The 23,388-nt window shown below is 52.4% G+C and carries 20 protein-coding genes; 11 read left to right on the top strand and 9 right to left on the bottom strand.

Features of this window, described 5'->3' with window-relative positions:
* Nucleotides 1-106: 106 nt before the first annotated feature.
* The gene (locus tag FHT67_RS12340) at nt 107-2,644 is read right to left on the bottom strand and encodes a beta-mannosidase (RefSeq protein ID WP_167198514.1); all 2,538 of its coding nucleotides are present in this window, start codon (nt 2,642-2,644) and stop codon (nt 107-109) included.
* Between the two features lie 183 nt (nt 2,645-2,827).
* Between FHT67_RS12340 and FHT67_RS12335 the strand changes: the two genes are divergently transcribed.
* The 3 genes from FHT67_RS12335 to FHT67_RS12325 are packed head-to-tail and all read left to right on the top strand — an operon-like array spanning nt 2,828 to nt 5,523.
* Nucleotides 2,828-4,330 carry a sensor histidine kinase gene (locus FHT67_RS12335; protein WP_167198511.1) on the top strand — a complete coding sequence of 501 codons (1,503 nt, stop codon included), beginning with the start codon at nt 2,828-2,830 and terminating at the stop codon, nt 4,328-4,330.
* Entirely contained in the window at nt 4,327-5,025 is a 699-nt protein-coding gene (locus FHT67_RS12330; protein ID WP_132312730.1) for a response regulator transcription factor, read from the top strand. Before FHT67_RS12335 ends, FHT67_RS12330 begins: the two co-directional genes overlap by 4 nt.
* An 18-nt stretch (nt 5,026-5,043) precedes the next feature.
* Nucleotides 5,044-5,523 carry a hypothetical protein gene (locus tag FHT67_RS12325; protein WP_167198508.1) on the top strand — a complete coding sequence of 160 codons (480 nt, stop codon included), beginning with the start codon at nt 5,044-5,046 and terminating at the stop codon, nt 5,521-5,523.
* Between the two features lie 26 nt (nt 5,524-5,549).
* Here FHT67_RS12325 and FHT67_RS12320 read toward each other — a convergent pair whose 3' ends face one another.
* The gene (locus FHT67_RS12320; protein WP_167198507.1) at nt 5,550-6,062 is read right to left on the bottom strand and encodes a GNAT family N-acetyltransferase; all 513 of its coding nucleotides are present in this window, start codon (nt 6,060-6,062) and stop codon (nt 5,550-5,552) included.
* A 133-nt stretch (nt 6,063-6,195) separates the two neighbouring features.
* On the opposite strand from FHT67_RS12320, the gene FHT67_RS12315 reads away from it, so the two are divergent.
* Together FHT67_RS12315 and FHT67_RS12310 are read left to right on the top strand one after the other, a co-directional pair.
* Nucleotides 6,196-7,050 carry a LysR family transcriptional regulator gene (locus FHT67_RS12315; protein ID WP_167198504.1) on the top strand — a complete coding sequence of 285 codons (855 nt, stop codon included), beginning with the start codon at nt 6,196-6,198 and terminating at the stop codon, nt 7,048-7,050.
* Nucleotides 7,051-7,124: 74 nt separating this feature from the next.
* Entirely contained in the window at nt 7,125-7,637 is a 513-nt protein-coding gene (locus tag FHT67_RS12310; RefSeq protein ID WP_132312722.1) for a DUF302 domain-containing protein, read from the top strand.
* A 108-nt stretch (nt 7,638-7,745) separates the two neighbouring features.
* Here the strand turns inward: FHT67_RS12310 and FHT67_RS12305 are convergent, their stop codons facing one another.
* Nucleotides 7,746-8,099, bottom strand: a complete 354-nt coding sequence (locus FHT67_RS12305) for a DoxX family protein (protein ID WP_132312720.1) — start codon at nt 8,097-8,099, stop codon at nt 7,746-7,748.
* A gap of 135 nt (nt 8,100-8,234) precedes the next feature.
* Between FHT67_RS12305 and FHT67_RS12300 the strand changes: the two genes are divergently transcribed.
* A complete protein-coding gene (locus tag FHT67_RS12300) occupies nt 8,235-8,600 on the top strand; it encodes a winged helix-turn-helix transcriptional regulator (RefSeq protein ID WP_132312718.1) in 366 nt (121 codons plus the stop codon).
* A gap of 84 nt (nt 8,601-8,684) precedes the next feature.
* Here FHT67_RS12300 and FHT67_RS12295 read toward each other — a convergent pair whose 3' ends face one another.
* Nucleotides 8,685-9,980, bottom strand: a complete 1,296-nt coding sequence (locus FHT67_RS12295) for an MFS transporter (RefSeq protein ID WP_132312716.1) — start codon at nt 9,978-9,980, stop codon at nt 8,685-8,687.
* 83 nt (nt 9,981-10,063) lie between these two features.
* Here FHT67_RS12295 and FHT67_RS12290 point away from each other — a divergent pair, with 83 nt between their 5' ends.
* Both FHT67_RS12290 and FHT67_RS12285 read left to right on the top strand, forming a co-directional pair.
* The gene (locus tag FHT67_RS12290) at nt 10,064-10,948 is read left to right on the top strand and encodes a LysR family transcriptional regulator (protein WP_132312714.1); all 885 of its coding nucleotides are present in this window, start codon (nt 10,064-10,066) and stop codon (nt 10,946-10,948) included.
* A gap of 761 nt (nt 10,949-11,709) precedes the next feature.
* The gene (locus FHT67_RS12285) at nt 11,710-12,558 is read left to right on the top strand and encodes a chemotaxis protein (RefSeq protein ID WP_167198501.1); all 849 of its coding nucleotides are present in this window, start codon (nt 11,710-11,712) and stop codon (nt 12,556-12,558) included.
* Nucleotides 12,559-12,602: 44 nt separating this feature from the next.
* Here FHT67_RS12285 and FHT67_RS12280 read toward each other — a convergent pair whose 3' ends face one another.
* On the bottom strand, nt 12,603-14,315 hold the full coding sequence (locus FHT67_RS12280; protein ID WP_208403272.1) for a methyl-accepting chemotaxis protein: 1,713 nt from the start codon (nt 14,313-14,315) through the stop codon (nt 12,603-12,605).
* Nucleotides 14,316-14,655: 340 nt separating this feature from the next.
* Between FHT67_RS12280 and FHT67_RS12275 the strand changes: the two genes are divergently transcribed.
* Complete coding sequence (locus FHT67_RS12275) at nt 14,656-15,405, top strand: zinc-ribbon domain-containing protein (RefSeq protein ID WP_167198496.1); 750 nt, start codon at nt 14,656-14,658, stop codon at nt 15,403-15,405.
* Between the two features lie 233 nt (nt 15,406-15,638).
* On the opposite strand, the gene FHT67_RS12270 is transcribed toward FHT67_RS12275, so the two are convergent.
* From FHT67_RS12270 to FHT67_RS12255, 4 genes are all read right to left on the bottom strand, one after another.
* Nucleotides 15,639-16,796 (bottom strand): YecA family protein, encoded by a 1,158-nt coding sequence (locus FHT67_RS12270; RefSeq protein WP_167198493.1) that lies wholly within the window; start codon nt 16,794-16,796, stop codon nt 15,639-15,641.
* Nucleotides 16,797-16,940: 144 nt separating this feature from the next.
* Nucleotides 16,941-19,724, bottom strand: coding sequence for a glycoside hydrolase family 3 C-terminal domain-containing protein (locus FHT67_RS12265; protein WP_167198491.1), 2,784 nt, complete (start codon nt 19,722-19,724; stop codon nt 16,941-16,943).
* A 185-nt stretch (nt 19,725-19,909) separates the two neighbouring features.
* Nucleotides 19,910-20,779, bottom strand: a complete 870-nt coding sequence (gene speE / locus FHT67_RS12260) for a polyamine aminopropyltransferase (protein ID WP_167198488.1) — start codon at nt 20,777-20,779, stop codon at nt 19,910-19,912.
* 18 nt (nt 20,780-20,797) lie between these two features.
* Nucleotides 20,798-22,048, bottom strand: coding sequence for a saccharopine dehydrogenase NADP-binding domain-containing protein (locus FHT67_RS12255; RefSeq protein WP_132313623.1), 1,251 nt, complete (start codon nt 22,046-22,048; stop codon nt 20,798-20,800).
* A gap of 193 nt (nt 22,049-22,241) precedes the next feature.
* On the opposite strand from FHT67_RS12255, the gene FHT67_RS12250 reads away from it, so the two are divergent.
* Together FHT67_RS12250 and FHT67_RS12245 are read left to right on the top strand one after the other, a co-directional pair.
* A complete protein-coding gene (locus tag FHT67_RS12250; protein WP_132313625.1) occupies nt 22,242-22,871 on the top strand; it encodes a YfbR-like 5'-deoxynucleotidase in 630 nt (209 codons plus the stop codon).
* A 164-nt stretch (nt 22,872-23,035) separates the two neighbouring features.
* Nucleotides 23,036-23,314: a DUF2277 domain-containing protein gene (locus FHT67_RS12245; protein ID WP_132313627.1), complete on the top strand. Its 279-nt coding sequence runs from the start codon at nt 23,036-23,038 to the stop codon at nt 23,312-23,314.
* The last annotated feature ends 74 nt before the right edge of the window (nt 23,315-23,388 follow it).

Genomic DNA, 23,388 nt, shown 5'->3' with positions numbered 1-23,388 from the left:
ATAAGGCCTTGCCAGGGTCTTATGCGCGTCCTCCTCCTGTGCCTACAAAAAAAGATGCCCCATCGCCAACGAAAGCGATGGAGCATCGTATCTTATCGTTCATCCTTTATTTCGCGTAGTTAAACATCGACTGCACCGTTACCTGTCCCGGCGCCGCAGGGACGAACAACGCTTGGTCCGCCGCTTTTTTCTTGAACTGAACCGTTACGGGGATACCCGGAATCAGATCGAAGAAGTTATCCGTAAAGATGCCTTCCTCCTCCGCTTGCACCCAGACTTGCTTGGCCAGTCGCTTGGCCGTTAATACGAAGGCCGTCCCCTCGCTGCCGGCTGCTTCTTCCACCGCGATCTCGGGATCCGTAAGCGCCAGCTCCTTCGCGTAGACAAAATAATGCTTGGAGCTTGCCAGCTCCCGGCCCGCTTGAATCAAACGGCCGGCCAATACCGCGCAGCCCGGATTAAACTCGCCCAGCTGCTCGGCGGACAAAGAGAGAACCGGCTTAGCCGAACGGGCGCCAATGGCAACCGTCTCGGAACCGGACTTCAGCAGCGTGCCGTCCAGCTCATGCAGGCTCCACTCCAGCACCGCGTCAATGGAATGCCCAAGGTCGGACACCACATGGAGGTTCGTCACGTCTTCCTTCTGATCGAAGGACAAAAGAACATCGGCAAAGCTGTTCTTGATCAGGTATTGAGCGGCCTTCCATCTGCCGTAGTAATCCATGCTCGACCAGGACGCAACCGGCCAGCAGTCATTGATCTGCCAATATAACGAACCCATGCAATAGTCCATGCTCCGGCGATGCGCTTCAATCGCCTGCTTCATCGCTTCGGCCTGCAGCACCTGGCTGATATAGAGGAAGGAAGGGAAATCCTTCGGCTGCTTCATATAACGGTCCGCATAATCCTTGATCAGGAAATTGCCCCGTCCATTCTTCTGGTGATGCAGCATTACCTCGGAATCCAGCGCCATATCCTTCTCTTCCGCGTAAGCCCGTACGGTCTTATATTCGGGGAAGGACTGGAAGCCGTACTCGCTCATGAAGCGTCCGATATTCTCGTTGTACTGCTCGAACGGCTCCTGCGCATGCCATACCGCCCAATAATGGATATCGCCGTGCGAAGAGTTGTTTGTCGCATGCTGCTCGCTATTGCCCGTCAGACGCTGCATCGGCGATGATGGCCAGTATGCAACATCCGGCGCCATCGCCGCCACAACCTCCGGCAGCACCCGATGAAAGACAGCCTCGTAATCCGCCCAGATTCGTTCCCGCTGCTCGGCGGTAAACAGCTGCTTCCAGCCCCAGCCCTTATCCTCCTCAAATTGCGACCAAGCCGCATCAATCTCATTGTTGCCGCACCACAATGCGATGCTTGGATGGTTGCGCAGACGGCGCACATTGTCCTCCGCTTCCGCGCGAACGCTGCTCAGGAACGCTTCATCGCCCGGGTACATGCTGCAGGCGAACATAAAGTCCTGCCAGACCAGGAGACCGTTTTCGTCGCATAGCCGATAGAAAATATCCTGTTCGTAGAAGCCCCCGCCCCATACGCGGAGCATATTAAAGTTCGATTCCACCGCGCTTGCAATCTCGTGGCGGTAGCGTTCCTCGGTCACCTCGGCGAAAAAGCTGTCGTTTGGAATATGGTTAGCGCCCTTCGCGAAGACCGGAATGCCGTTCACCTCGAAGTAGAACGACGATCCATGCTCGTCCGGCTTGCGAATAAGCTTAACGCAGCGAAGTCCGGTCACTGCGGAGGCTTGAGCCAGCTCCTTCTGCCCTTGCGAGAGCACTGCCGTAAACGTATACAAATGAGGCTCTCCAAGACCGCGGGACCACCACAGCTTCGGCTGCTCAATCGTAAGCGGCCAGGCAACGGTCTGCGCACCGCTCTCAAGAACGACCTTGCGCGTCCATTCCCGTCCGTTATCGGTATGCAGCTTAAGCTCAAACTCGCCGCCGTTCTCCGATTCCACCGCGAGCTGAACCGTTAACTTCGCCTCGGCAGCCGTCACTTCGTCCTGCCCCACGTACAGATCCGTGATTCGCGCGCCGCTCCAGCCCCGCAAATAAACCGGCCGGCCAAGCCCGCTCGTTACAAAGCGCGGACCCCAGTCCCAGCCGTAATGATACGGCGCTTTGCGCGAGAATACGCTTACTTTTTTGCCTTCAAGGCCTCCGGTAACGGAGTCGTCATTGGGTGCCGGCAATCCGGGACCGTAAGACTCCAGCTTAGCCAACCCCTCTTCAACCGGGGAACGGAAGCGGATGTACAAGCGGTTGCCCTTTTCCCGGACATGGGGCTTCGCGTCAACTGTCCAAGTGCGGAACATATTGTCCGCCGACAGGATTAAAGCATCGTTCAAGTACACGTCCGCGTACGTGTCCAGCATCTCGAATACCAGCTCGAGCTTGGCATGCGCAAGCAGTTCGCCCGGGGCGTCGAATACGGCTTCGTATTCCCATGTCTTTTTATCAATCCACTGCAAGTCCCTCTCGTTGGTCTGGGCAAAAGGCTCGGAAATAAGGCCGTTCTTCAGCAGGTCCGTGTGCACGCAGCCCGGTACGAAAGCCGGCTTCCACTCCTGCTCTTCGCTATTCTTAAACGTCCAGTTCGAAATCCGCCACTTCAACTCGCTCATGAGAATCCTCCTAAATATAAGGCCATTGCCAATGGTATTTGCGTAAATGGATGCATTCGACTGTAGTATAACGGAGGTGCGAAACAAATGTATACCTCACTAATTTATACTTTTTTCAGGTTTATTTTATAGAAAATTTGAACGGGCAGGCTACAATGATAGAGAAATGAGGTGCATGGAGTTATGTCCATCCGAAAAAAACTGATACTCTCCTATGCGGCCATGATCGCCGTTCCGATCCTTTTGTTCGGGCTGACCATCGCGCTGCTGGGGAATCTGCTTATAAAAGACGCCCTTCCCGGTGCCGGGGGAGGCGGTAAATCCGGGCATTCGTTCCCGCTCAGCTCTATACGCGATCTGTTCGCGGAACGGAGTGAGCTGGCCTCCGGCCTGAAGTTCATCGCCGAGCATGACCCCAAGCTGCTGGCCGATCCGGCATTTCTGACCGACATGGGAGCAAGGCTCCGGGAGGTGGAGTCCGGGATGATCGTCATCCGAGATGACGAAGCAGCGTATGTCTCGCCCGGGCTGTCCGCCGATCAAATTCCAACCGACTTGGCCAATGGTCGTATGAAAGCGGAGAATCCCGGTCCGCCAAGCGGCACCCAATGGAATACGATCGCCTTCTCAAGCCCCGACGGCAGCAGAGGCAAGCTGGTCATCGTCTCCGACATGAAGCCGGTAGCGGACTTCTTCAAGCGGCTGGTTCCGCTGGTGCTGCTCACCCTGCTCGGGGCGCTTATCGTCACCAACGGTCTGCTTACTTATCTCGTCTCGCGAAGCATCGTCAAGCCTCTTTACGCCTTGAAGGAAGCAGCCGGCCATATCCGGGAAGGCGATCTGGAGCATCCCATTCGGCTGCGAAGGCAGGATGAGATCGGACAGCTTGGGGCTGCTTTCGAAGAAATGCGCGTTCGCCTGCAGGCCTCCCTGGGAGCCCAGCTTGAGCTGGAGCATGGCCGCAAGGAGCTGCTGGCGAACATCTCCCATGATCTGAAGACGCCAATCACCGCCATTCAAGGCTGCACGGATTGCCTCAGCGACGGCATTGCCGATACGGAAGAGAAGCGGCAGAAGTACGTGCAAATGATTGCCGGCAAAACAACCGAGATGAACCGGATGATCGAGGAGCTGCAGCTGTATTCGACGCTGGATACGGGCAAGCTGCCTTTTCAGTGGGAGACGGTTGATTTAACGGCCTATATGATTCAGTACGTTAACGAGTTGCAGCTTGATCCCCGCTTCAGCGGGACGGAGGTTACCTTTACGCCAAGCGCCGGCATGGAGCAGGTCCTTATACAAGCAGACCGGCAAAAGCTTCACCGCGCGCTTATGAATCTGGCCGACAACAGCCTTCAATATATGAAGGGCGAGACGAAAAAGCTGCAATTCTCGCTTGATCAGGAGCCCGGCGGCATCTATCTCCTGCAAATACGGGATAACGGCGAAGGTATTCCCGCCGATGCTCTGCCCCGCGTATTTGACCGGTTCTTCCGGGCGCAGTCCTCGCGAAGCCCCGGCAAAGGCAACAGCGGACTTGGGCTCGCCATTGTGAAGCAAATTATAGAAGCGCATGGCGGAACCGCATCGGCTGCCAGCAAGACAGGTGAAGGAACAACGATACAGCTTCGGTTCCCTGCATGGAAACGGGACGGAACGAAGCCGGGGAATGGAGGCGCAAGATGAAGCGGATTTTGATAATTGAGGACGATCCGGTTATTGCCGAGGTGCAGAAGGATTATTTGGTTGCCCACGGCTTTGAGGTCGATATGGCCGAGCGCGGCGATTCGGGCCTGGAACTTTCGCTTCAGGGCGAATATGACCTCATCCTGCTGGACCTGATGCTGCCATCCATGGACGGTTACGAGGTATGCCGCCGGATTCGCGAAGCAAGCAATGTTCCGATTCTTATCGTGTCGGCGAAGAAGGAAGAGATCGATAAAATTCGCGGCTTTGGACTTGGAGCGGATGATTACATTCTCAAGCCGTTTGGCCTTGGCGAGCTGGTAGCCCGGGTAAAAGCCCATCTGTCGCGCTATGAGCGGCTGGTCGGACAAGGTCAAAACAAGCAGCGCAGGGATGAGCTGCGGCTGAACGGGATCCGGATCGAGAAGCCGTCCCGCCGGGTGTTCGTGAACGAGCGCGAGGTGCCTTTTACCGCCAAGGAATACGATCTGCTCCTCTATCTCGTCACCCATCCGAACCGTGTCTTCCGAAAAGAGGATCTGTTCGAACAGATTTGGGGAATGGACGCAATCGGAAGCGACCATGCAACGGTCACCGTTCACATCAGCAAGCTGCGTGAGAAGATCGAGCGCGACCCGTCGAAGCCTCAATATGTCGAGACGATCTGGGGAGTCGGGTACCGGTTCAATATTTAAGAGGGAGGAATGGAGCGCTTGAAAAAAATTACGTTGCAGCAGCGGCGAATCTTACTCCTGCTTCATATTCTTTTTGCGGCAATTATGCTTGGCGTGCAGGTTGTGTTTATTATCCTGGCCTTAACCGCATCCGTTACGGATGATCCCGACACGCTAAGGTCTTGCTACCGCATTATGCATCTGTTGGCCGATTCAAGCGTACGCGCCTCCACGATTGGCACCACGGTAACCGGCATTGCGCTGTCGGTGCTAACCTCCTGGGGATTGTTCCGTTATTATTGGGTGATCGCCAAAGAGGCCCTTACCCTGCTTGCGATCGGTATCGGGTTCATCGGCTTATACGAATGGACCTTGCGGGGGCTCGACGACAATGGAAGCCTGACCGTCCATCATACTTGGCTTATGATCGGCATCGCCTTGCAGACGGTATCCCTTATCGTTATGTATGTGCTGTCCGTGTGGAAGCCGGGCGGCAAACGAAAAGCCCCGGCCTTATAAGGTCCGGGGTTTCGATTTTTCCTCCGTCAGCGGCCGATATTCTTGTAATAAATCATCGTCGCGTCCAGGCTTCCGTCAGCCGATCTCGCGAAACCCGGAATACGGCCCGCCAGCTGATAACCCAAAGACGCGTACAGCAGATTCGACGGATCTCCTTCCCTGGTATCCAGTACAAGCAGCGACCGATTCTCCTCAAGCGCCGCCTCCTCGGCCGCAAGCATCAGCTTCCGGGCAATCCCCCTGCGGCGGCACTGCGGATGAGTCATTAGCTTCGCAATCTCCACGCGATGCGAGCCGTTCGATTTGCCGCAAAGCTGAAGCTGCACGGCAGCAGCGATTCGCCCGTCAAGCCTGGCCACAAACAACAGGACCTCCGGATCCGGTACGCTCCTCCAGTATCGTATCGCTTCCTCTTGGCTGAGCGGCGGCAGGAACCCGACGGATGCACCGTCCTCCACGACTTGAACCAGCACGCTTGCCAGTTCCTCTATCGAGGTCTCTAGCGAAGTTAAACGTTCGATAACGATATTATTGCTCATGCTGCTTTCCCTCCATCCTTCTTCAAAGCTTGCCTATACCCCCATCATAATGGCATGATTATCATTTGTATAACGAATAATATAGGTTATTATGATTTATATTTTCGATCATGAAAGGACGTAGCTCATTCGCATGGATTTCTCGCAGCTTGAAGCGTTTATCGCAATCGCTCATCTCCTTAACTTTACGAAGGCGGCCGAGCATCTTCATATCTCGCAATCGGCCATAACCGCAAGAATCAAGGCGCTTGAGGCCGCTGTCGGCAAAGAGCTGTTTCAGCGGGATAACCGGAACGTAAGCCTAACTCAGGGGGGCATCGCCTTTTACCCTTATGCCGAAAGAATGCTGCGGTTATTCGAGGAAAGCAAGCTGACGCTGTCGGATACGTTCGAGCATTCGGTTGTGATGAGCGGTCCCGGCTCGGTCTGGCATTACCGATATTTGTCCCGGATTCTCGCCTTCAAAAACGATAATCCGCAGGTCGCCGTGAAATTCTACAGTCATATTGACCCCAGCTATATGGTCCGGGACCTGCTCCTGGATGGTATGGTGCATCTCTCCATCCGATTTGATCCGCCCGAGCATCCGAAGGTGACAAGGCAGCTGCTGTTCGAGGATGAGCTCCTTCTCGTGTCCAAGCAGCCTAAACTCGGCGTTATACAGCAAGAGGATTTCCGCTCGGCGGGTTATTGCCACCTTGCTTGGGGCACCCCTTTTCCGGAGTGGTTCGCGCAATTCGCGGGTACGGGTTATGTTCCCTCTCTGGAGATCGATCATTCCTCCATCATGCTGACGATTCTGCTGCAAGGGGATTTCTTTGGCTTCCTGCCCCGGTCCATCGCGCAGCCTTATCTCGATTCGCAGGCTTTGTTCGAGCTGCCTTGCGCCGTCAAGTCTCCGTCCATCCGGGCATACGCCACCTACTTGACCGACCAGCAGCAGCATGGCAGCGTCAAGCTTGCCCTGCGGATGCTTGGACTTTCGTAATTTGCTGTCATATGCTTCCGCTTCCTCTCATACAATTTGCTGACTGCTTATCCCGGCAAAAAGGAGGATCGCGGATGAGACACGGAGAGCCAATAACAGCTGGTTATGCGGTGATCGTAAGAGAAGACATTCCGACAGGGCTTTCTTATGAAGCGCTTGTCGCCGCATTTGAACGGCAAATGGGAAGATGGGAGCCTGAGCTCGGGGATCAGCTCGCTCTGCAGCAAGCTTCTTGGGAACATGTAGAGGCTGCTGTGAAGCAGCTGGAAGGCCCGCATGGACTGATGATCTTGTCGGAAGTGAATCAGGGCGCGCTCCTGTCGCTTCATAACGGCATCAAGCAAAGCCGCCTCTATCTGGTTGGCAATCCGCTCATCGCGGAGCCCATTATTGCTATCGACAGAAGGGCCAGCCTTTACGTTCCTTTCCGCGTCACTTTATACGATAACGGCGGCCCGCGCGGGGCGATCATATCGTTTGACCGGCCGTCCTCGTTTCTCGGCGCGCTCCACCAGCCGGCACTTGCGCCATACGGCAAGCTGCTTGATGCGAAGATTTACAGCGTTGTGCGTTCCATTATGATGTAGCGACAAGCGTAAACGGCCGCGCAAACTTATACTTTCTTATATTTAAAAAAAGGGAAGGAGGGTACTGCATGAGGCAGTACCCTCCTTCTCTTTCATTCGGCACGGCGTTTAGAAACGGCCGATTGCCACGAACAAAGCCACGGCCAGCATCAGGATATTCATGCCGATGCTGCTGTATTCCGCGCGTCTGGCATGGAATACGGCGGCAAGCAGCATAATGACCGCGATGCCGATTGCCGCGATTGGCGTCAGCACCGGCGCGATACCGGTTGCCCACGGGAGAATCAACCCCAAACCGCCAAGCAGCTCGGACAGGCCGATAAAAGCAACATAGCCTGTAGAAGCGTCCTTTGCCCACGGCATCGTGCTTTTTACTTTATGGGGCTGAAAGGTTTTCATGAAACCTGCCGGAATAAACATTAATGCTAACAATGCTTGCGCGATCCACAATGCAATATTCATAAGATACGCCCTCCTTGATTACGTGTTGTTTATAGCGATATAATAAACCCAAGGGTCACAAGGCGGAAGTAGGCACATCAAATAAACCTAGTATCCAAAAAGAAACCTTAAGCCCCGCATGGGATTGGAGGAATTATGACAGACGAAAACTGCAGCCGGGTGGAAACCGCATTAGAAATTCTAGTCGGCAAATGGAAGCCTGTTATTCTATATCAGCTTTTCACTAACGGTACGATGCGGTTCAGCGAGCTCCAACGGGCGCTGCCGGACATTACGAAGAAAATGCTGACCTCTCAGCTCAGAGAATTGGAATACCACGACATTGTGCACCGGAAAATCTATATGCAGATCCCTCCGAAGGTCGAATACTCCATTACGGAATACGGGATGAAAATGACGCCTCTCCTGGAAGAGATCAATAAGTGGGGCACCATGCATATTCAGCATTTAAGCGAGCTGTACGGCGAAGGCCGCAAGCTGGAGGAAGCCGAAACGAAATAAAAACGGACTAGCGCTCGCATCACGCTAGTCCGTTTCCGTTTGTATCGGGCCCGTTATGGCCTCTTCTTTTGTCTATCCAATGCCTTACGCAACATTTGCTTGTTGAGTGCGAACAGCTTCTCTTGCCCGGGGACGATGATGAAGAATGTAGTAACCTCCGGCGCAAATAACAGCTATAATACCCGCCACGAGGTACATCATCCGGTAATCCGTCAAGGAAGCGATCATCCCCATGAAATACGAGCCGAGCCCGTAGCCAAGGTCAAACATGAGGAAAAACGTGCCGTTGGCGCTGCCCCGCCGGTGCTCCGGCGACAGCTTGATCGCAAGCGTCTGGAAACACGGCAGCAAGGCGCCGTAGCCGATTCCCATAATGACGCCGGCGAACAATACCATTGCCGCGGAATGCGCTTGGCTCAGCAGAAACATGCCCACCGCAAACAGGCCAATGCCCGGATAATACAGATAATGCTCCTTGTAACGGTCGAACACTTTGCCGATAACCGGCCGGAAAACGACGATCATCACGGCAAACACCATAAAGAAGGTGCCCGTTACCTGCGACTGGTGAATCTCATCCGTAAACGAGGCCATAAAGCTGGATAAAGAGCTATAGGCAAATGAAAGAATAAAGCCGACAAGCGAGATCGGCAGTGCCGCAGGCTCGAGGAAATGGTTTAGGCGCCAGCCTTTTTTCTCCGGCTGTTCTTGGGCAATCGGCTCAGCGGCTGCGGCAGGAATGGCCGATGTCCTCAGCCCTTTTTCGCCCGGCATCTTCAACACAAAAGCAAAGCCAAGCGACAATGCCGCGATGATGCATATCGCAAGCAGCAGCACGTTAATATTCTGGTCCTTCCACAGGAACAGTCCCAGAGCCGGGCCGACAACCATCGCGATACTCATAAACATCGTATAATAGCCCATTCCTTCACCCTGCCGGGATACGGGAACGATCGTTGCCGCAACCGTGCTCATCGCCGTTGAAGCAACCGCGTAGCTCATGCCGTGAATGAAGCGGACAATAAGGAACAGAATAATGCCTTTTGTGCCGAAATAACTAAGGCAGGCGAGCAGGAAAATAACCATTCCGATAATCGCCATTTTCCGTTTGCCGAAGCGGTCGACCCACTGGCCGGAGAATGGCCGGATCAACACGCCGCCAATCACATAAATCGTAATGACAAGACCCATCTGCTGCTGGCCGCCGTGCAGACTATCCCGTACATACAGCGGAAAAGCCGTCGTCAGGACGTAAAAGGTCAGGAACATAAAAAAACTGCTCACGCAAATAGTGACGAAGTTTCTCGTCCAGATTTTATCTCTTAGCAAGGTCAACGCTCTCCAATCCCTGTTTGAAACTTTCTGTATATGCTGAATCATTATAAAATCTCAAATTTATAAAGTATAATACTTATTTTATAATGAAATCATCACATGAAAGTTATATAAGGAGAGTGACCCGCTTGGAGTTTCTCCAGTTAAAATATTTTCAAGCCGTCGCCCGGCATGAGCATATTACGAAAGCCGCCAAGGAACTCAACGTCTCGCAGCCGTCGCTCAGCAACTCCATCAACCGGTTGGAGAAGCGGCTCGGCGTGCCGCTCTTTGAACGGCAAGGCAGGCATGTGAAGCTGAATGCCTTCGGCAAAACCTATCTCAATCGCGTCGAACGGGCTTTTCTTGAGCTTGAAGAAGGCGAACGCGAAATTACGGATATGGCCGGGCTCGAGTACGGCACCGTTTCGATTTCCGTTACACTGCCCTATGTGCTGCCCCTGATGCTAAAGGAGTTTCTGACGATGCATCCGCATATTCGAATTATCCAACAGCAGTTAGGCTCCGTCTCGGAGATGAGAAGCGAGCTGGAGAATGCCGACATCGATTTTTGCATCTCCACGACTCACATTAACGGGCCGGACATCGTGTGGTTGACTCTTGCGGAGGAAGAGCTTTGCTTGACCGTGCCGAAGGGACATCGCTTTGCCGCGCGGGAGAGCATCTCCTTGATTGAAGCGGCGGACGAGCCGTTTATCGCGCTTTCCTCCCGCTCCAACTTCCGTGAAATAACGGACGGCTTCTGCCGACAGGCCGGCTTCGAGCCACGGGTCGCCTTTGAACTGGAGGAGGCCAGCTCCATTCAGACGCTTGTCGAGATGGGCCTTGGCATTACCTTCACGCTTCCGCTGTCGCTGGGCAATCGGGCATCCAGCCCGGGAACCGTGCAGCTCAAGATCACGGATCCGGTCTGCCGCCGCACCTTCGGCATCGCCTGGAACCGCAAGCATTACCTGTCGCAGGCGGCTGTTCATTTCCGCGACTTTGTGATCGGCTTCTTCGGGAAAATGTAGCTGGCTTAAGACATCCCCACTTGCACCAATTTCGCATGAAATAAGACCCTGCGGGATCTCTATCCAGCTATCTGTTGGCTTTTTGAGTTGGATAAGACCCTGGCAGGGTCTTATCGTTTAAAGTGGTATGGTTAGGGTCCCTTAGGGACCTTATCCTCCTACCTAGCCAGCTATTTCGCTAGGTTAGGGTCCCTTAGGGACCTTAACGACCCTGTAGCGGCCGAATATCGGCAGGTTTTGCTGTTTCGGCGGACTTTAAGGTACCTAAGGGGCCTTATCCTCTTATCTAGCCAGCTATTTCGCTAGGTTAAGGTCCCTTAAGGACCTTAACCTAGCAACCAGCGACACCACGCCGCAGCGTACGTTGGAATCTCTCCAGTAATATTGGGCTGTACCGCTGCTACGAAGACTCTATGCTGGATTCATTCCAGCGTAATCAACCAAAAGCGAGGTTACTGGGCGATATAATCGAATTTTACTGTACGGAATCCACTGTAGACGGGGCAGCGATAAGTTTTACCCACGCTACGCTGGATGAAATCCAGCGTAGCGTGGAATGACCATTCGGCATAGGACATTCTCCGGTCCACTGCAGTCCACCGCAGTTCACTACCCTTCTCTATAACAAAAGCAAGTCCCTTTGCGATCCGCCCGCAGGACGGCGTTATCTTCCCCGTATCTGGCAGGGCTTCTGCTTTAACGAAAGCAAATGTATGCGAATACATTAATGTATGATCTACGCATAGGAAGGGGTTGTCCCCGTGAAAATTGCCGTTGCTGTCATACATGGGATCGGTCAAAGCAGGGAGAATTTCCACGCCGAGCTGGCCAACAATCTATGTACCCAGATGGCTATTGTGAATCCGAGCGTAAAGCTGCATGTGGAAGGCATCTATTGGGGAGATATCGTAAGCCGGCTGGAGGAGCGGTTATGGAGCCGGATTCGCGGCAAGCCGCTGCGCTGGGCCAAATGGATGCGGTTAAGACCCTTCTTCGTTAACCAGCTGGGCGAAGCCATTGCCTACCAGGCTGTCCCCCGCGACAATGATCCCTCCCCGGACGATTATATTTATGACGAAATTCACCGGCGTTTTGCCGTATGCCTGCAGCGCCTTTCCGATCTAGCGGGACAAGATGCGCCGCTCTGCATGATCTCTCACAGTCTCGGGTCTATCATATCGAGCAACTTCTTTCACGACTTGCAAACGAACCGGCTGACGCCCAAAGTCTCGGAGGTTATCGGAGCAAGCAAGTCCAAGCTGGTGCATGGCGAGACGTTGACTCACTTCTATACGCTTGGCAGTCCTCTTGCCGTATGGGCTTTGCGCTTTAAAGACTTTGGCATGCCGATTGCGGTTCCCGCGCCCCCACTGCAGGGACTAGGCATTGGCGAGTGGGTGAACTTCTACGACACCGACGATGTCATCGCCTATCCCATCAAGCCCTTAAACGACCGCTATAAAAAAGTCGTCACCGCGGATATCGAGGTAGAATGCCCGGGTCTGCTAAGCTGGACGCCCTTATCTCATCGCAAATATTTTCAAACGCAAGCCGTCATCGACCGGATCGTTCACTCTCTAAGCACGCTGCAGGTCTATTACGAAGAATAAGCCCGGCCGTAGGAGGCAGGGCTTCTTCTTTTATATAGAAAAGGCTAGAGCTTAAATTTGCCTACCGCGGCTTCCAAGCCTGCGCTGCGGCTTTTCAACTGCTCGGTTGTGTCGGCAATCCGCTTGGCCGCTTCCAGCTGATGCTTCGACATCCCCTCCAGCGTGGCCGAGCTTTCCGCGGTTGTGCGGGAAATCTGGGCGATCTGTTCCACCGAAGCGGCTACTTCCTCCGAGCCGGCCAGCACTTCTTCGGCAGCTGCCGAGATCTCCTGAATCTTGCTGTTTACGTCAATGAACTGATCCATCGTCCTGTCGAACAAAGCTTCTACCCGGCCCGACAGCTCCGTGCCTTTGGCCATCTCCATGCTGCCCGCCTGCATTCTCTCTCCGATATTGGCGGACTCCTGTCCAATCTGCTCGAGTAAAGAGGTTACCTGGGAGGCAGAGACAGCAGACGCTTCAGCCAGCTTGCGCACTTCCGCGGCTACAATGGCAAAGCCCGAGCCGTGCTCGCCTGCGCGGGCCGCTTCGATGGAAGCGTTCAGCGCAAGCAGCTTCGTCTGGTCCGAAATGCTTGCAATCGACTGAAGCACCGGCTCAATCTGCTGCATATAAGTCTGAAGAAGCTCCACCGAGTCTGCCGTCTGCTGGGCTACCGACGCCATCAGCTCGACCTGCTGCCGCAGCCCGTGAATCGATTCCCTTCCATGCTCGGCCGACTCCAACGCCTCATGGGATACGCTCGAAACCTGCATGGAAGCCTCGGATACGCGCTGGATCGCCTGCGTGATATCCTCCATCGAGCTGGCGCTCTCCTCCGCTCCAATTCGTTGATGACGCGCGCCATCGGCCATCGTCGTTACGGAATGCTCAAGCTGCTCGTTCATCGCTACCATCTGTGCCGCTTCGGTTCCGAACTGCTCCGTGGAATGAACAATGCTTTGCGTTGTTAACGCCATATCGCGGACGACATCCTCAAGCGTAACGCCAAGCCGCGCGATCATCTGCGTCATGGCCGAATAGACCTGCCCAATCTCGTCCTTCGACTTCACCTTCATCAGTTGAAGCTGATGACGCGCCTCCGCAAGATTGCCGTGGGCAATCGCTTCGGCTCCTCTTACGATAACCCCCAGCGGTCTTAGCGTACGTGCCAGGAAGAAAGCAATAAACAGGAATACGAGCAGAGTGAGCACTCCCATAATGATAAAGAGAGGCACGCTGTCCCCGATAACGTCCTTATAGATCGTTTTCGATACCGATACGTCGGTATCGATGCCAAGCACGCCGATCATCGTCCCGCCTGCATCGCGCAGAGGGGCGTAGGAAGAAATATAGTCCCCATACTCCTCATTGCGGATGATGCCGGATTTGGCGGTCTCTCCGTTTTTCAGCTTCCCGATAGCGTCCACCGGAATATCCGTTACTTCGCCAATCGGCGAAGCGGAATCCGAATCCTTCGGCTGCCCGTCGATTAGCAGAATGGGCTCTCCCTTATCATTGATTTGCACCGTATAAACGTACATCGCCCCGATACGTTCCCGGTACGCATTCATCTGCTCCCGGATTGCCCAATACAGATCGGTTTCCTTCTGGTCCTTCAAAAAATCCGCATAAGCGCTTACATCAAACTGCCCGGCATAAGCCTCCGCCATATGAATATTGAAATTGCCGATCGCTTCCTCGCTTGCCTTCTTGGTGTTCTGAATCTGCATGTAAATCAAGGCGGATGAGAGGAGAACAAGGATCGCCAATATCATCACAGATAACTTCAGTATTAACCGGCTTCGAAACATATACATGCTGTCTTTACCCCTTCGACTAGTTATTCCAAATGCTATCCTACAAATTTCCCTAATTTCCCTTAGATTTCGACATAGGCCTGACATTTTCCTCCATTAGACATAACTCTTTCTTAACAAGCTATTTCCGAATCTATATAAATAAGTAAAAATCGGGTAATAAACAGTTCATCTTAACGAGATGTAATTAATTACTATATAAATACTGTAACTAAAAGGTATTTATGTATTTAATTAAGTGGCTATCTTCTTCAAAAATCATATTATTAATTGAATATTTTTAGGGGGATAAAAGAAAATGAAAGTTTGTCAAACATGTGGCCATAAAAATGTGGACACGCATAACTTCTGCGAGAACTGTGCAGCTCCATTAGGAGTAGCCGGAGAGACACCAGCACCGACGCCAAAATGGCTGACAGCTCAAGCACAAGAAGAAACCTTAGCCCGATTGAAAAAAAAGAAAAAGAAAAAAGGCCAGTATATTGCGATTTTTATTGTAGTAGCATTTATGATTCTAATAGGTATTATTGGAGCCAACTCTTCGCCATCTACTGAAACCAATGCATCCAAGACTATTGAAAAAACCAAAACCGCTGCCCAAACAGTAGCCAAGAAAAAAAATGAAGTACGCGAACAAGACAAAATCGTTTGGGAATACTTCAATCACATTGTGGATGCCCATAACAAACTAATGGATGCTTTGAACTCATATTCTGATGACAAAATGACAAAACTGAACTTCTATAATTACGCGAAAGAAATCGAAAAATATCAGGGCAATATGAGTGTTTCGCCGCCAGGCAACGTTCCTGCGATTGCAAAAGAATATACACGATCCGTTGCAGACATGGCCTTATTCTCGCAAACCGCAGCTCAGAAGCTCAAAAAATACCTCGACAGCGGAAAAACATCCGATCTTTCAGCCGCACAAAGCGCTATCCAGCAAGTAACAGGCTCCATCAACGTTATTGCCAATAATCGTGTTAAAGTGTTGAGCGATGCGGGTTTTACCCAAGCCGAAATTAAAAAAATTACTTCAGAGAATTAGCTTAAACAAAAATAACAGCCACGTCCGAACTATATGGACGTGGCTGTTTTCTTGAAGTACAATTCTTATCTTTTAAAGGCTATGAAAGCCATGATGGGCTTAGTTTATATCTCAACATGATTATTCCTCTTAGCTTGTATTACAAAACCAAGTATTGGATCAGGTCAAACAATAGCATCAACCCCGCCATCTCTGCTGGCTTGAGTAACTTTACCTCTGCTCCGTTTTTAGAATTAAGCTCCGCAGCACTTCTTGTATTTTTTCCCGCTTCCGCATGGACAAGGCTCATTCCTGCCAACCTTGGCCGATCCGGCACGCTGTTGCATCGGCACGACGTTGTTGACAGGCGCCACTCCTGCGCCGGACGAATCCAGTTCGTTAGGCTTAAAGCCGCCATTCGACCACATCCGGGTATTGTTGTATACATTGATAACCAGATGAACAACCATCTCCAGCTGTTCTCTGGACGGAATCTCGATTCCGCGGGCCTCGAAGCCCATCATGATCTCTTCGAGCGGTTTTGCCATGGAGCAGTCGAATTGAATCTCCGAGATGAGATCCCGGACAACCCCTGTCTCCGGGCACAAATATTGGAGAACATATTTCTCGAGTCCGGCCAATTGAGGGGTTACCTCATAATAGCCATAGTCCGCATAGCGGAGAAACTCTTGTCTGTCCGGGGTATAGTAAGGCTTGCCGGCAACGCTCGCCAGCAGCTCCTCCAGCTCCTCCTGATTGTCCTCGTCAAAATAATCCGCAAGCAGTCTGTTGCCCTCCACATGCCAGCTCTGCTCCCGGCGGGTCAGCAATTGGCAGATGCGGTCAAGCTCCGCTTCATTCAGCTGATCCTTGTTCTGCGCATTATGGATCTCGATCAATAAATTAAACGAGCATGCGCCGTATAAATTCGTGGCCGCAAGGATGTAGTCGAAAACCCGCCGGCAGCGCTCGCGCTCCTTCAGCAAGGCCGGATTCACAACCTTCGCGTAGGTCTCCTTCACTTCCTCGGGCAGCACGTAATACAGTTTGTCCTCTTCGTAGAACGAGTAGACAAGTCCTGCGTTCATCAGAAAAATATACGCTCCGGGAGCCAAAGCATCATCCTGCAGCGACGGAACAGGCAGAAGCCTCTGCAGAAGCTCCCACTCCTGGGAAGTGGCCATCAAGAGAGCCATGCTTAATTCTTCAGAAGCCATGATCGATGCTTGAACCGCATCCGCCAGCTCCTGCTTCTTTAGCTTGGAACGTCCCTTAATCTCGTAATTGCCGGCCAGCAGATTCAGCTTGTCCTTGGTCAGAAGCTGCAAAATCTCCGCAAGCCTAGTCTTAACCTCGCCTTTAATCGCATACTGGATGTTCATCTGCTGCAATTCTTTTATTAATAATTCCAAGACTTCACACCATTCCTTTGTACGATATCGGTAAAAATCCCTTATCTGCTGCTTCTACCATACACGGACAGCTCACGAATTTCAAATAAAGCCGTAAAAAAGAGATGCCCCAAGGCATCCCTTTCGCATACGTACAAACGGTAATTATTCCTGCACGAACTCAATCCGGTCAATCTGCATGCCCGGCTTCACGAAATCAAGCTTAAGCTCATATAGGCCTGCCGCAAGCTCCACCTTCACCAGCTTCTGGCGGATCCAGGCGCCTTCCGTGCCGTTCGTCTGAACGGTCGTCATCAGCTCGCCGTTGATCAGCACGTTGCATGCGCTTTGCGCCCACGCGAACTCGGTCGACATTAGATGCACCGTAATCCGGTAAACGCCGCTTTGCTCGACCTTCATCACGGCCGGCTCCCCCGCCGTAAACGTCACTTGAGCGCCGTCGGTCAGCGACTGCGCTTGCGGCGCGGACAGCTCCGCGCTAGCGCTAGGCTCGAACCGGGCTGCCTTCTCTTCCGTCACCAGCTCTCTTCCGAATACCGGCGCTTTCATAATAAAATCGCAAATATTCATGGCGCTGCGCTGCAGCTCGCCGCGGGTTAACGTTCCGTTCTCCAGCGATTCCAGCGTATTGTCTCCCCATACGTTGGATTCCGCGCCGTAGTTGGACACCACCATGTACAAATCGTTCTGGGAGCGGACCATCCAGTTCGTGAACCTGCGGTCAGCCGGGCCGCCAAGGACAACATCGTTCATAACCGCCCACCAGTCGGTCATGACGATACCCTTGAAGCCCCATTCGCCGCGCAGAATCGTTGTGTTCAGATCATAGTTCGAGGCTGCCCAATGGCCGTTAATCGGATTATAGGAGGTCATGATCGAATTGGCTCCGCCTTCTTTGACCGCAATCTCGAACCCTTTCAGGTATATCTCGCGAAGCGCGCGCTCCGATACAACCGCGTTTACGCGGTGACGGTATTGCTCCTGGTTATTGCAGGCGAAATGCTTCAGCGTCGCATTCGAGCCGCCTCTCATGATCCCGCGCGTGCATGCTGCCGCGAACGCCCCGGATACCAGCGGATCCTCGGAGAAGTATTCGAAGTTGCGTCCGTTGAGCGGACTGCGGCGGATATTAAGGCCGGGTCCAAGAAGGGCATCGATATCATTGCCGAGCAGCTCCTTCCCTTCCAGCACATACAGCTCTTCTACTAGCTCCGTATTCCAGGTAGCCGCAAGCAAGGTGCCGATTGCAACCTGCGTCGCTTGATGCCCGCTGTCCATGCGGATACCCGATGGACCGTCCGCCGTACAAGCTACCGGAATGCCGTAGCCAAGCAGATTTTCGCTGACGCCGCCGAAAGCCGATGCCGTGCCGGCCGTCACCTTCGGGCTGGACATGCCTTCGCCCCGGACGATAGCTGCCAGATCCTCATCGCTTAGCTGCGCGATGAAGGCTTCCATGCTTATTTTGCCGTCCGCTACATCCTGCAGCTTGTAGCCTTGGTCACCGGTCTGCGCGAGGCTTGCCGGCAGGTTCTTCTCTATGCGTTCCGCCAGCAACGTTTTGCGGACCGGCACCTCCGCGGAAGTCGGCTCGTAAGTACCGTCTTCCCTGCGGGCACCAGGCTTCAGCCGCGTGAAGCTGACCGTTGGAGCCATCGCTTCCTCCAGCTGCTGCACCACTTGAAGGGATTCTGCGGCAAAGCCTTCTTTCCCGTCCACGGAAACCGCAGAAGCATTCCGCACGCTATTCCCAACATAAATACGGTACGTCCCCGCTTCCAAGACGTAAGCGGAAGGATGACCCGTTACGCCTGCATCATCATAAGAAGCCATCGCATGAACGGGGAAACTTAAGAGAAGCTTCTGCGATTCGCCCGGCTTAAGCTCCTTTGTCTTGGCGAATGCCGCCAGCGCTTTCGCAGGCTTGCCGAGCTGGCCTTGCGGTGCCTCGTAATAGACCTGCACCGTTTCTTTGCCCGCATAGACCGTACCGGTATTGGTAACCGTTATGCCAAGCTCGATATATTCCTTCCCGTCTCTGACAGCTACCTGTGCTTGCTCCGGCACAATGGTAAAGGCCGTATAAGACAGGCCGTAACCAAATTCGAACTGAACCTTCTCCGGCGCAAACGTCTCGAAATAGCGGTAGCCGACATAAATATCTTCCTCGTACAGGTTGTTCAGCTCATTGCCGTAGTTGCGCGTCGACGGATAATCGTCAATCGAATAAGCAATCGTATCGGTTAATTTGCCGCTTGGCGTTACGTCTCCAACCAGCACATCGGCAATCGCGTTTCCTCCCTCCATACCGCCTTGCCATGCATAGATAACGGATGGAATCGATTTCATTTCGCTTCTGTTTAACCAGCTCATATCGATAATGTTGGATACGTTCAGCACAACGGCCGTTTGCTCGAATTGCGCAGTAACGGCTTGCAGCATAGCGATCTCTTCATCCGTAAGCAGATAGCTGCCCGGCTTCGCCGCATTGTCCTGATCTTCGCCGGCCGTGCGTCCAATCACAACAATCGCCTTATCCGATTGGCTTCTCGCTTGCGATACAAGCTCTGCCGAGAGCGGCATTTCCTTCTGATGCCAAGGCTCCGCAGCCCAGCCGCCTCCGCCGTTGTCGAAAGGATTTTGCTCAATCCATTTCTCGTAAACAGCTGCCAGCTGTTCGTTAACTTTAATCTTTTGCTTGCTTCGCATGCCGTCCAGCAGATTCGTCGTATGGGTAACGTTAACGCTGCCGCCCGACCCCGTACCGCTGCGATAGTAATTGACCTGCGTCCGGCCAAAGATTGCAACGCTTTCACCGGTGCGAACCGGAAGCACTTGTCCATCGTTCTTAAGCAGTACCGCGCCTTCCGCCGCTACCTTCCTGCTAAACGCCGCAAAACCTTCTAATGGAATGCCATGTGTATTCATTATGTGATCTCCTAACTAGTTTCTACATGCACTAAGTATTATCATAACAAATTCTATATCGCGACAACATAATAAACATTCAACTATTTTCCCTTGTTCCTTGCATATTACATCCCGTTTGTAAGGCGAAAAAGAAAAAACACATATATAAAATGTGTTTTATTCCGAAGACAACCGGAGCAGCCTTATAATCTTTCTATAATCTGCTTGATATATTGGGGCAAAACAAAGCTTGTCTTAAAGATCTCAGGATTGATATATTTGGCGTTCTGCCACTGCAGGCGATTGAGGTCGGCGGCCAAGGGATCCCATGTTTTCGATGCGACCACAAAACTCCAGATACCTCCGGGAAACGAAGGAATGGAACATAAATAGGCGTGTACAATCGGGAAGTATTTCCCTAAATTGTTGATGGTTTTGCTTAGGCTGCCCAAATTGTAATATGGGGAACCGGACTGGAAAACGGCGATACCGTCCTTCGCCAGGCTTTCGTACACATTCTGATAGAACTGCGGCTTATACAGACTGACAGCCGGTCCATAAGGGTCCGAACGGTCGACCAGCAGGACGTCCCATTTCTTTTTTTGCCCCTGAATCCATGTTGCTCCATCCTTATGGGTCATCCGGATTTTGTCCGAATCCGGCTCTTTGGTCATCCAGGCCTTGCAGACCTCCGTAACCCGCTCATCAATCTCCACAACCTCAACCTGCTGCACGCTGCCGTACTTTACCGCTTCGCGGGCCGGGCCGCAATCTCCGCCTCCGATCATTGCTACGTACTTGGGCTCGGGATGAGTCGTCATCGCAATATGCGTAATCATCTCGTTATATATAAAGCCGTCCTTCGAGGACACCTGGGGAGTCCCGTCCAATACGAGCATACGCCCAAAGCCTTTTGTCTCGACAATGCTGATCTCCTGAAAGGGGGATTGCTCGTAGTGCAGCAGTGCTTTCACCTTATAGCCGACCTCCATCTCCAGTTCGGGCAGATCATCCCACAACCAGACATCCTCATTACTTTCTATTTGAAATCCTGTTAACGATTTTCTTTTCATTGCTTGTTCTCCCCACCCTTATATTTTCTTGAGCCGGTCGAGCAGAAGCCCGTCCGTTCCGCTGTTCTCGCCTGTCACAAAATGCTTCATATAATAGGACAGGTACTGTCCGTAACCGGAATCCGTCTGCAGCAGCAGCTCGTCTACGAAATAAACGCCATCCGGAATGTCATCCAGCAGAAGGGTCGATAGCGCGCCGTAAATACCGCAGGCTACCTGAAAATAAGTGGCGTTTGTTCTATACTCGTCAAACACTTCTTTATTGCTCATGACATTGTACATATACCGCTCTTTATCTTTATAAACGAGCAGTACGCCAACCAGATCCGACCCTGTCAGCTCGCCGTCAAGCGGGTCAAGCACCTGATGCTTCCAATTCCATAGATCATTGGCGTTAGCCAGATTCGCCTTGATCGTATCCGTCGTATGGTCATTCACCCGGTAAATGAAGCCAAGCTCCATATCAAATGCTTTGCCAAGCGTAATGACCTCTTCATGCGGCATCAGGCAGCCGTAAAACTGCTTCCCGCCTAGCGACACCTTGAACTCAAGCTCGTACACCTCATGGTATAGAAACATCGGCATATGCTGCTTCATAAACATCGGGTAATTTAGAATCGCTTCATCCAGAAAACATTCCGGAGACCATGTCGAATACACCGTCTTCTTCTTAGCCTTCGAGGGATCCGCATAAAAGGAATCATCCTGCTCCACAATAAAGCAACCTAGCGGAAGCTCGTCCGGCACTTGCTTCATCATCTCCAGTACCATCCATTGCACGACGCCGGGATTCATTCCCGAGCCGATAATCGCTTTCGTATGCGTAAAGCGTCCTCTGTTTTCCTCGAAAATGCGGTACCGCTCAAGCAGTGTAAAGCCTTCGAGCTCTTCTTTTTCGTCAACCATCGCGTTCTCCAGGGCCGTATTGATATACATAACCCCAAGCTCGTCGCAGCATTGCAGCATCTCTACCGTATCCGCCCATGACACATCAATGACGACCTTGGTCTTGGTGTCTTTCAAATACCGGCGGAACCGGTCCAAATCCCCCAAATCAAGCTGATGTAATAGAAAGCCGACACTAGGAATAAACTGCTCGTAATAGGTCTTGTCCTTCTGCTTCTTGTCCACCAAATGGAGCTCCACCTGACGGATGCCTGCATAAATCGGATTATTTGGATCCTGGACCGCTTTGTTTAATAACGAAAGAACCGACTTTGCCACACCGCCTCCGCTTCCTAAAATCGTGAGAACTAACTTGTTATCCACTTGAACCTCAACTCCTTTACATCAAGGTATTCAAGCGGGATTTGGATGAACTATATCATAACCTAGACAATCTATTATTTTATGAACCCATAACTTTCCCGGTGTTTGTTAACGATCCAATAACAATTGGGATATATACTGGAGCCGTGCAGCAGAATATAAACTACCTCATTCCAAGAAAGGAATTCAGCTTATGGGAATTCATACGTACTTTCAGTCGTTAACCGACCTAGAGAGGATTATTCGCTGCCCGGGGAAATTCAAATTTCAGGCGCATAGCGTAGCCGAGCATTCCTGGAAGGTCGTGCAATATGCGAAGACCTTGGCGGATATTGAAGAAATGAACGGCGTTGCCGTGGATTGGAAGAAGCTCTATGAAATTACGAGCAGCCATGACTATGGCGAAATTTTCATCGGAGACATTAAGACCCCCGTCAAGCATTATTCCATGGAGCTGCGCTCAATGCTGCTGCAGGTGGAAGAAGGAATGGTCGCGCATTTTATCGACGATCATATTCCGGAGGAGTTCAAGCCAACCTTCCGCAGACAGCTGCGCGAAGGAAAGGATCAGTCCGTGGAGGGCCAAATTCTTGAGGTGGCGGATAAGCTGGATCAGATTTACGAGGCTTTTATCGAGCTGCAGCTTGGCAATACCGAGAAGGAATTTATCGTGATGTACCGGTCGGCGCTGATCAAAATCAAAGAAATAAAGCTTCATTGCGTCGATTACTTCCTCGCGCATATTCTCCCCGACCTCGTCGCGCAGGGCGTTAAATCCCCGATTGACATCGAAAGGATTACGAAAGAGGCTTTAGCCGAGTAATCTCCGCTCTCTTTACCCAAACGCACAAAAGCCAGCCTCCTGCGGCTGGCTTTTTGATATTCAGTTCCAATTCAGCTCCAATGGAGCAGCAAGAACCCGGTGGCCTGGCCGCAGTCGATGTAGTATCATAAAAGCAACGCTGGACAACCGAAAGGAGAAGCTTTATGTGCCGAAATATTAAGACGCTGTATAATTTCGATCCGCCGGCATCCGATGAGGAAATTCAGGCGGCAGCGCTCCAGTTCGTCCGCAAGTTGTCTGGATTCAACACGCCGTCTAAGGCGAATGAGGAAGTGTTCCATCTGGCGATCGGGGAGGTCACGGAGGCGGCGCGCAAGCTGCTCGGCTCGCTGGTCACGAATGCCGAGCCGCGCAATCGCGAGGTTGAGATCGAGCGCGCGCGGATTCGAAACGCGAAGCGCTTTGGCACCGCTTCCGAGTAGATGCGTCTCCGAAGGGCAGCCGCAGCCATGTTCCATGCGATGCTTAGGCTGCCTCTTCTGAATCGGCACCAGCC

Source organism: Paenibacillus sp. BK720 (assembly GCF_011761545.1).
Taxonomy (GTDB): domain Bacteria; phylum Bacillota; class Bacilli; order Paenibacillales; family Paenibacillaceae; genus Pristimantibacillus.
The sequence above is the reverse complement of the archived record's forward strand: the minus strand, read 5'-3'. Positions and strand labels throughout refer to the sequence as shown.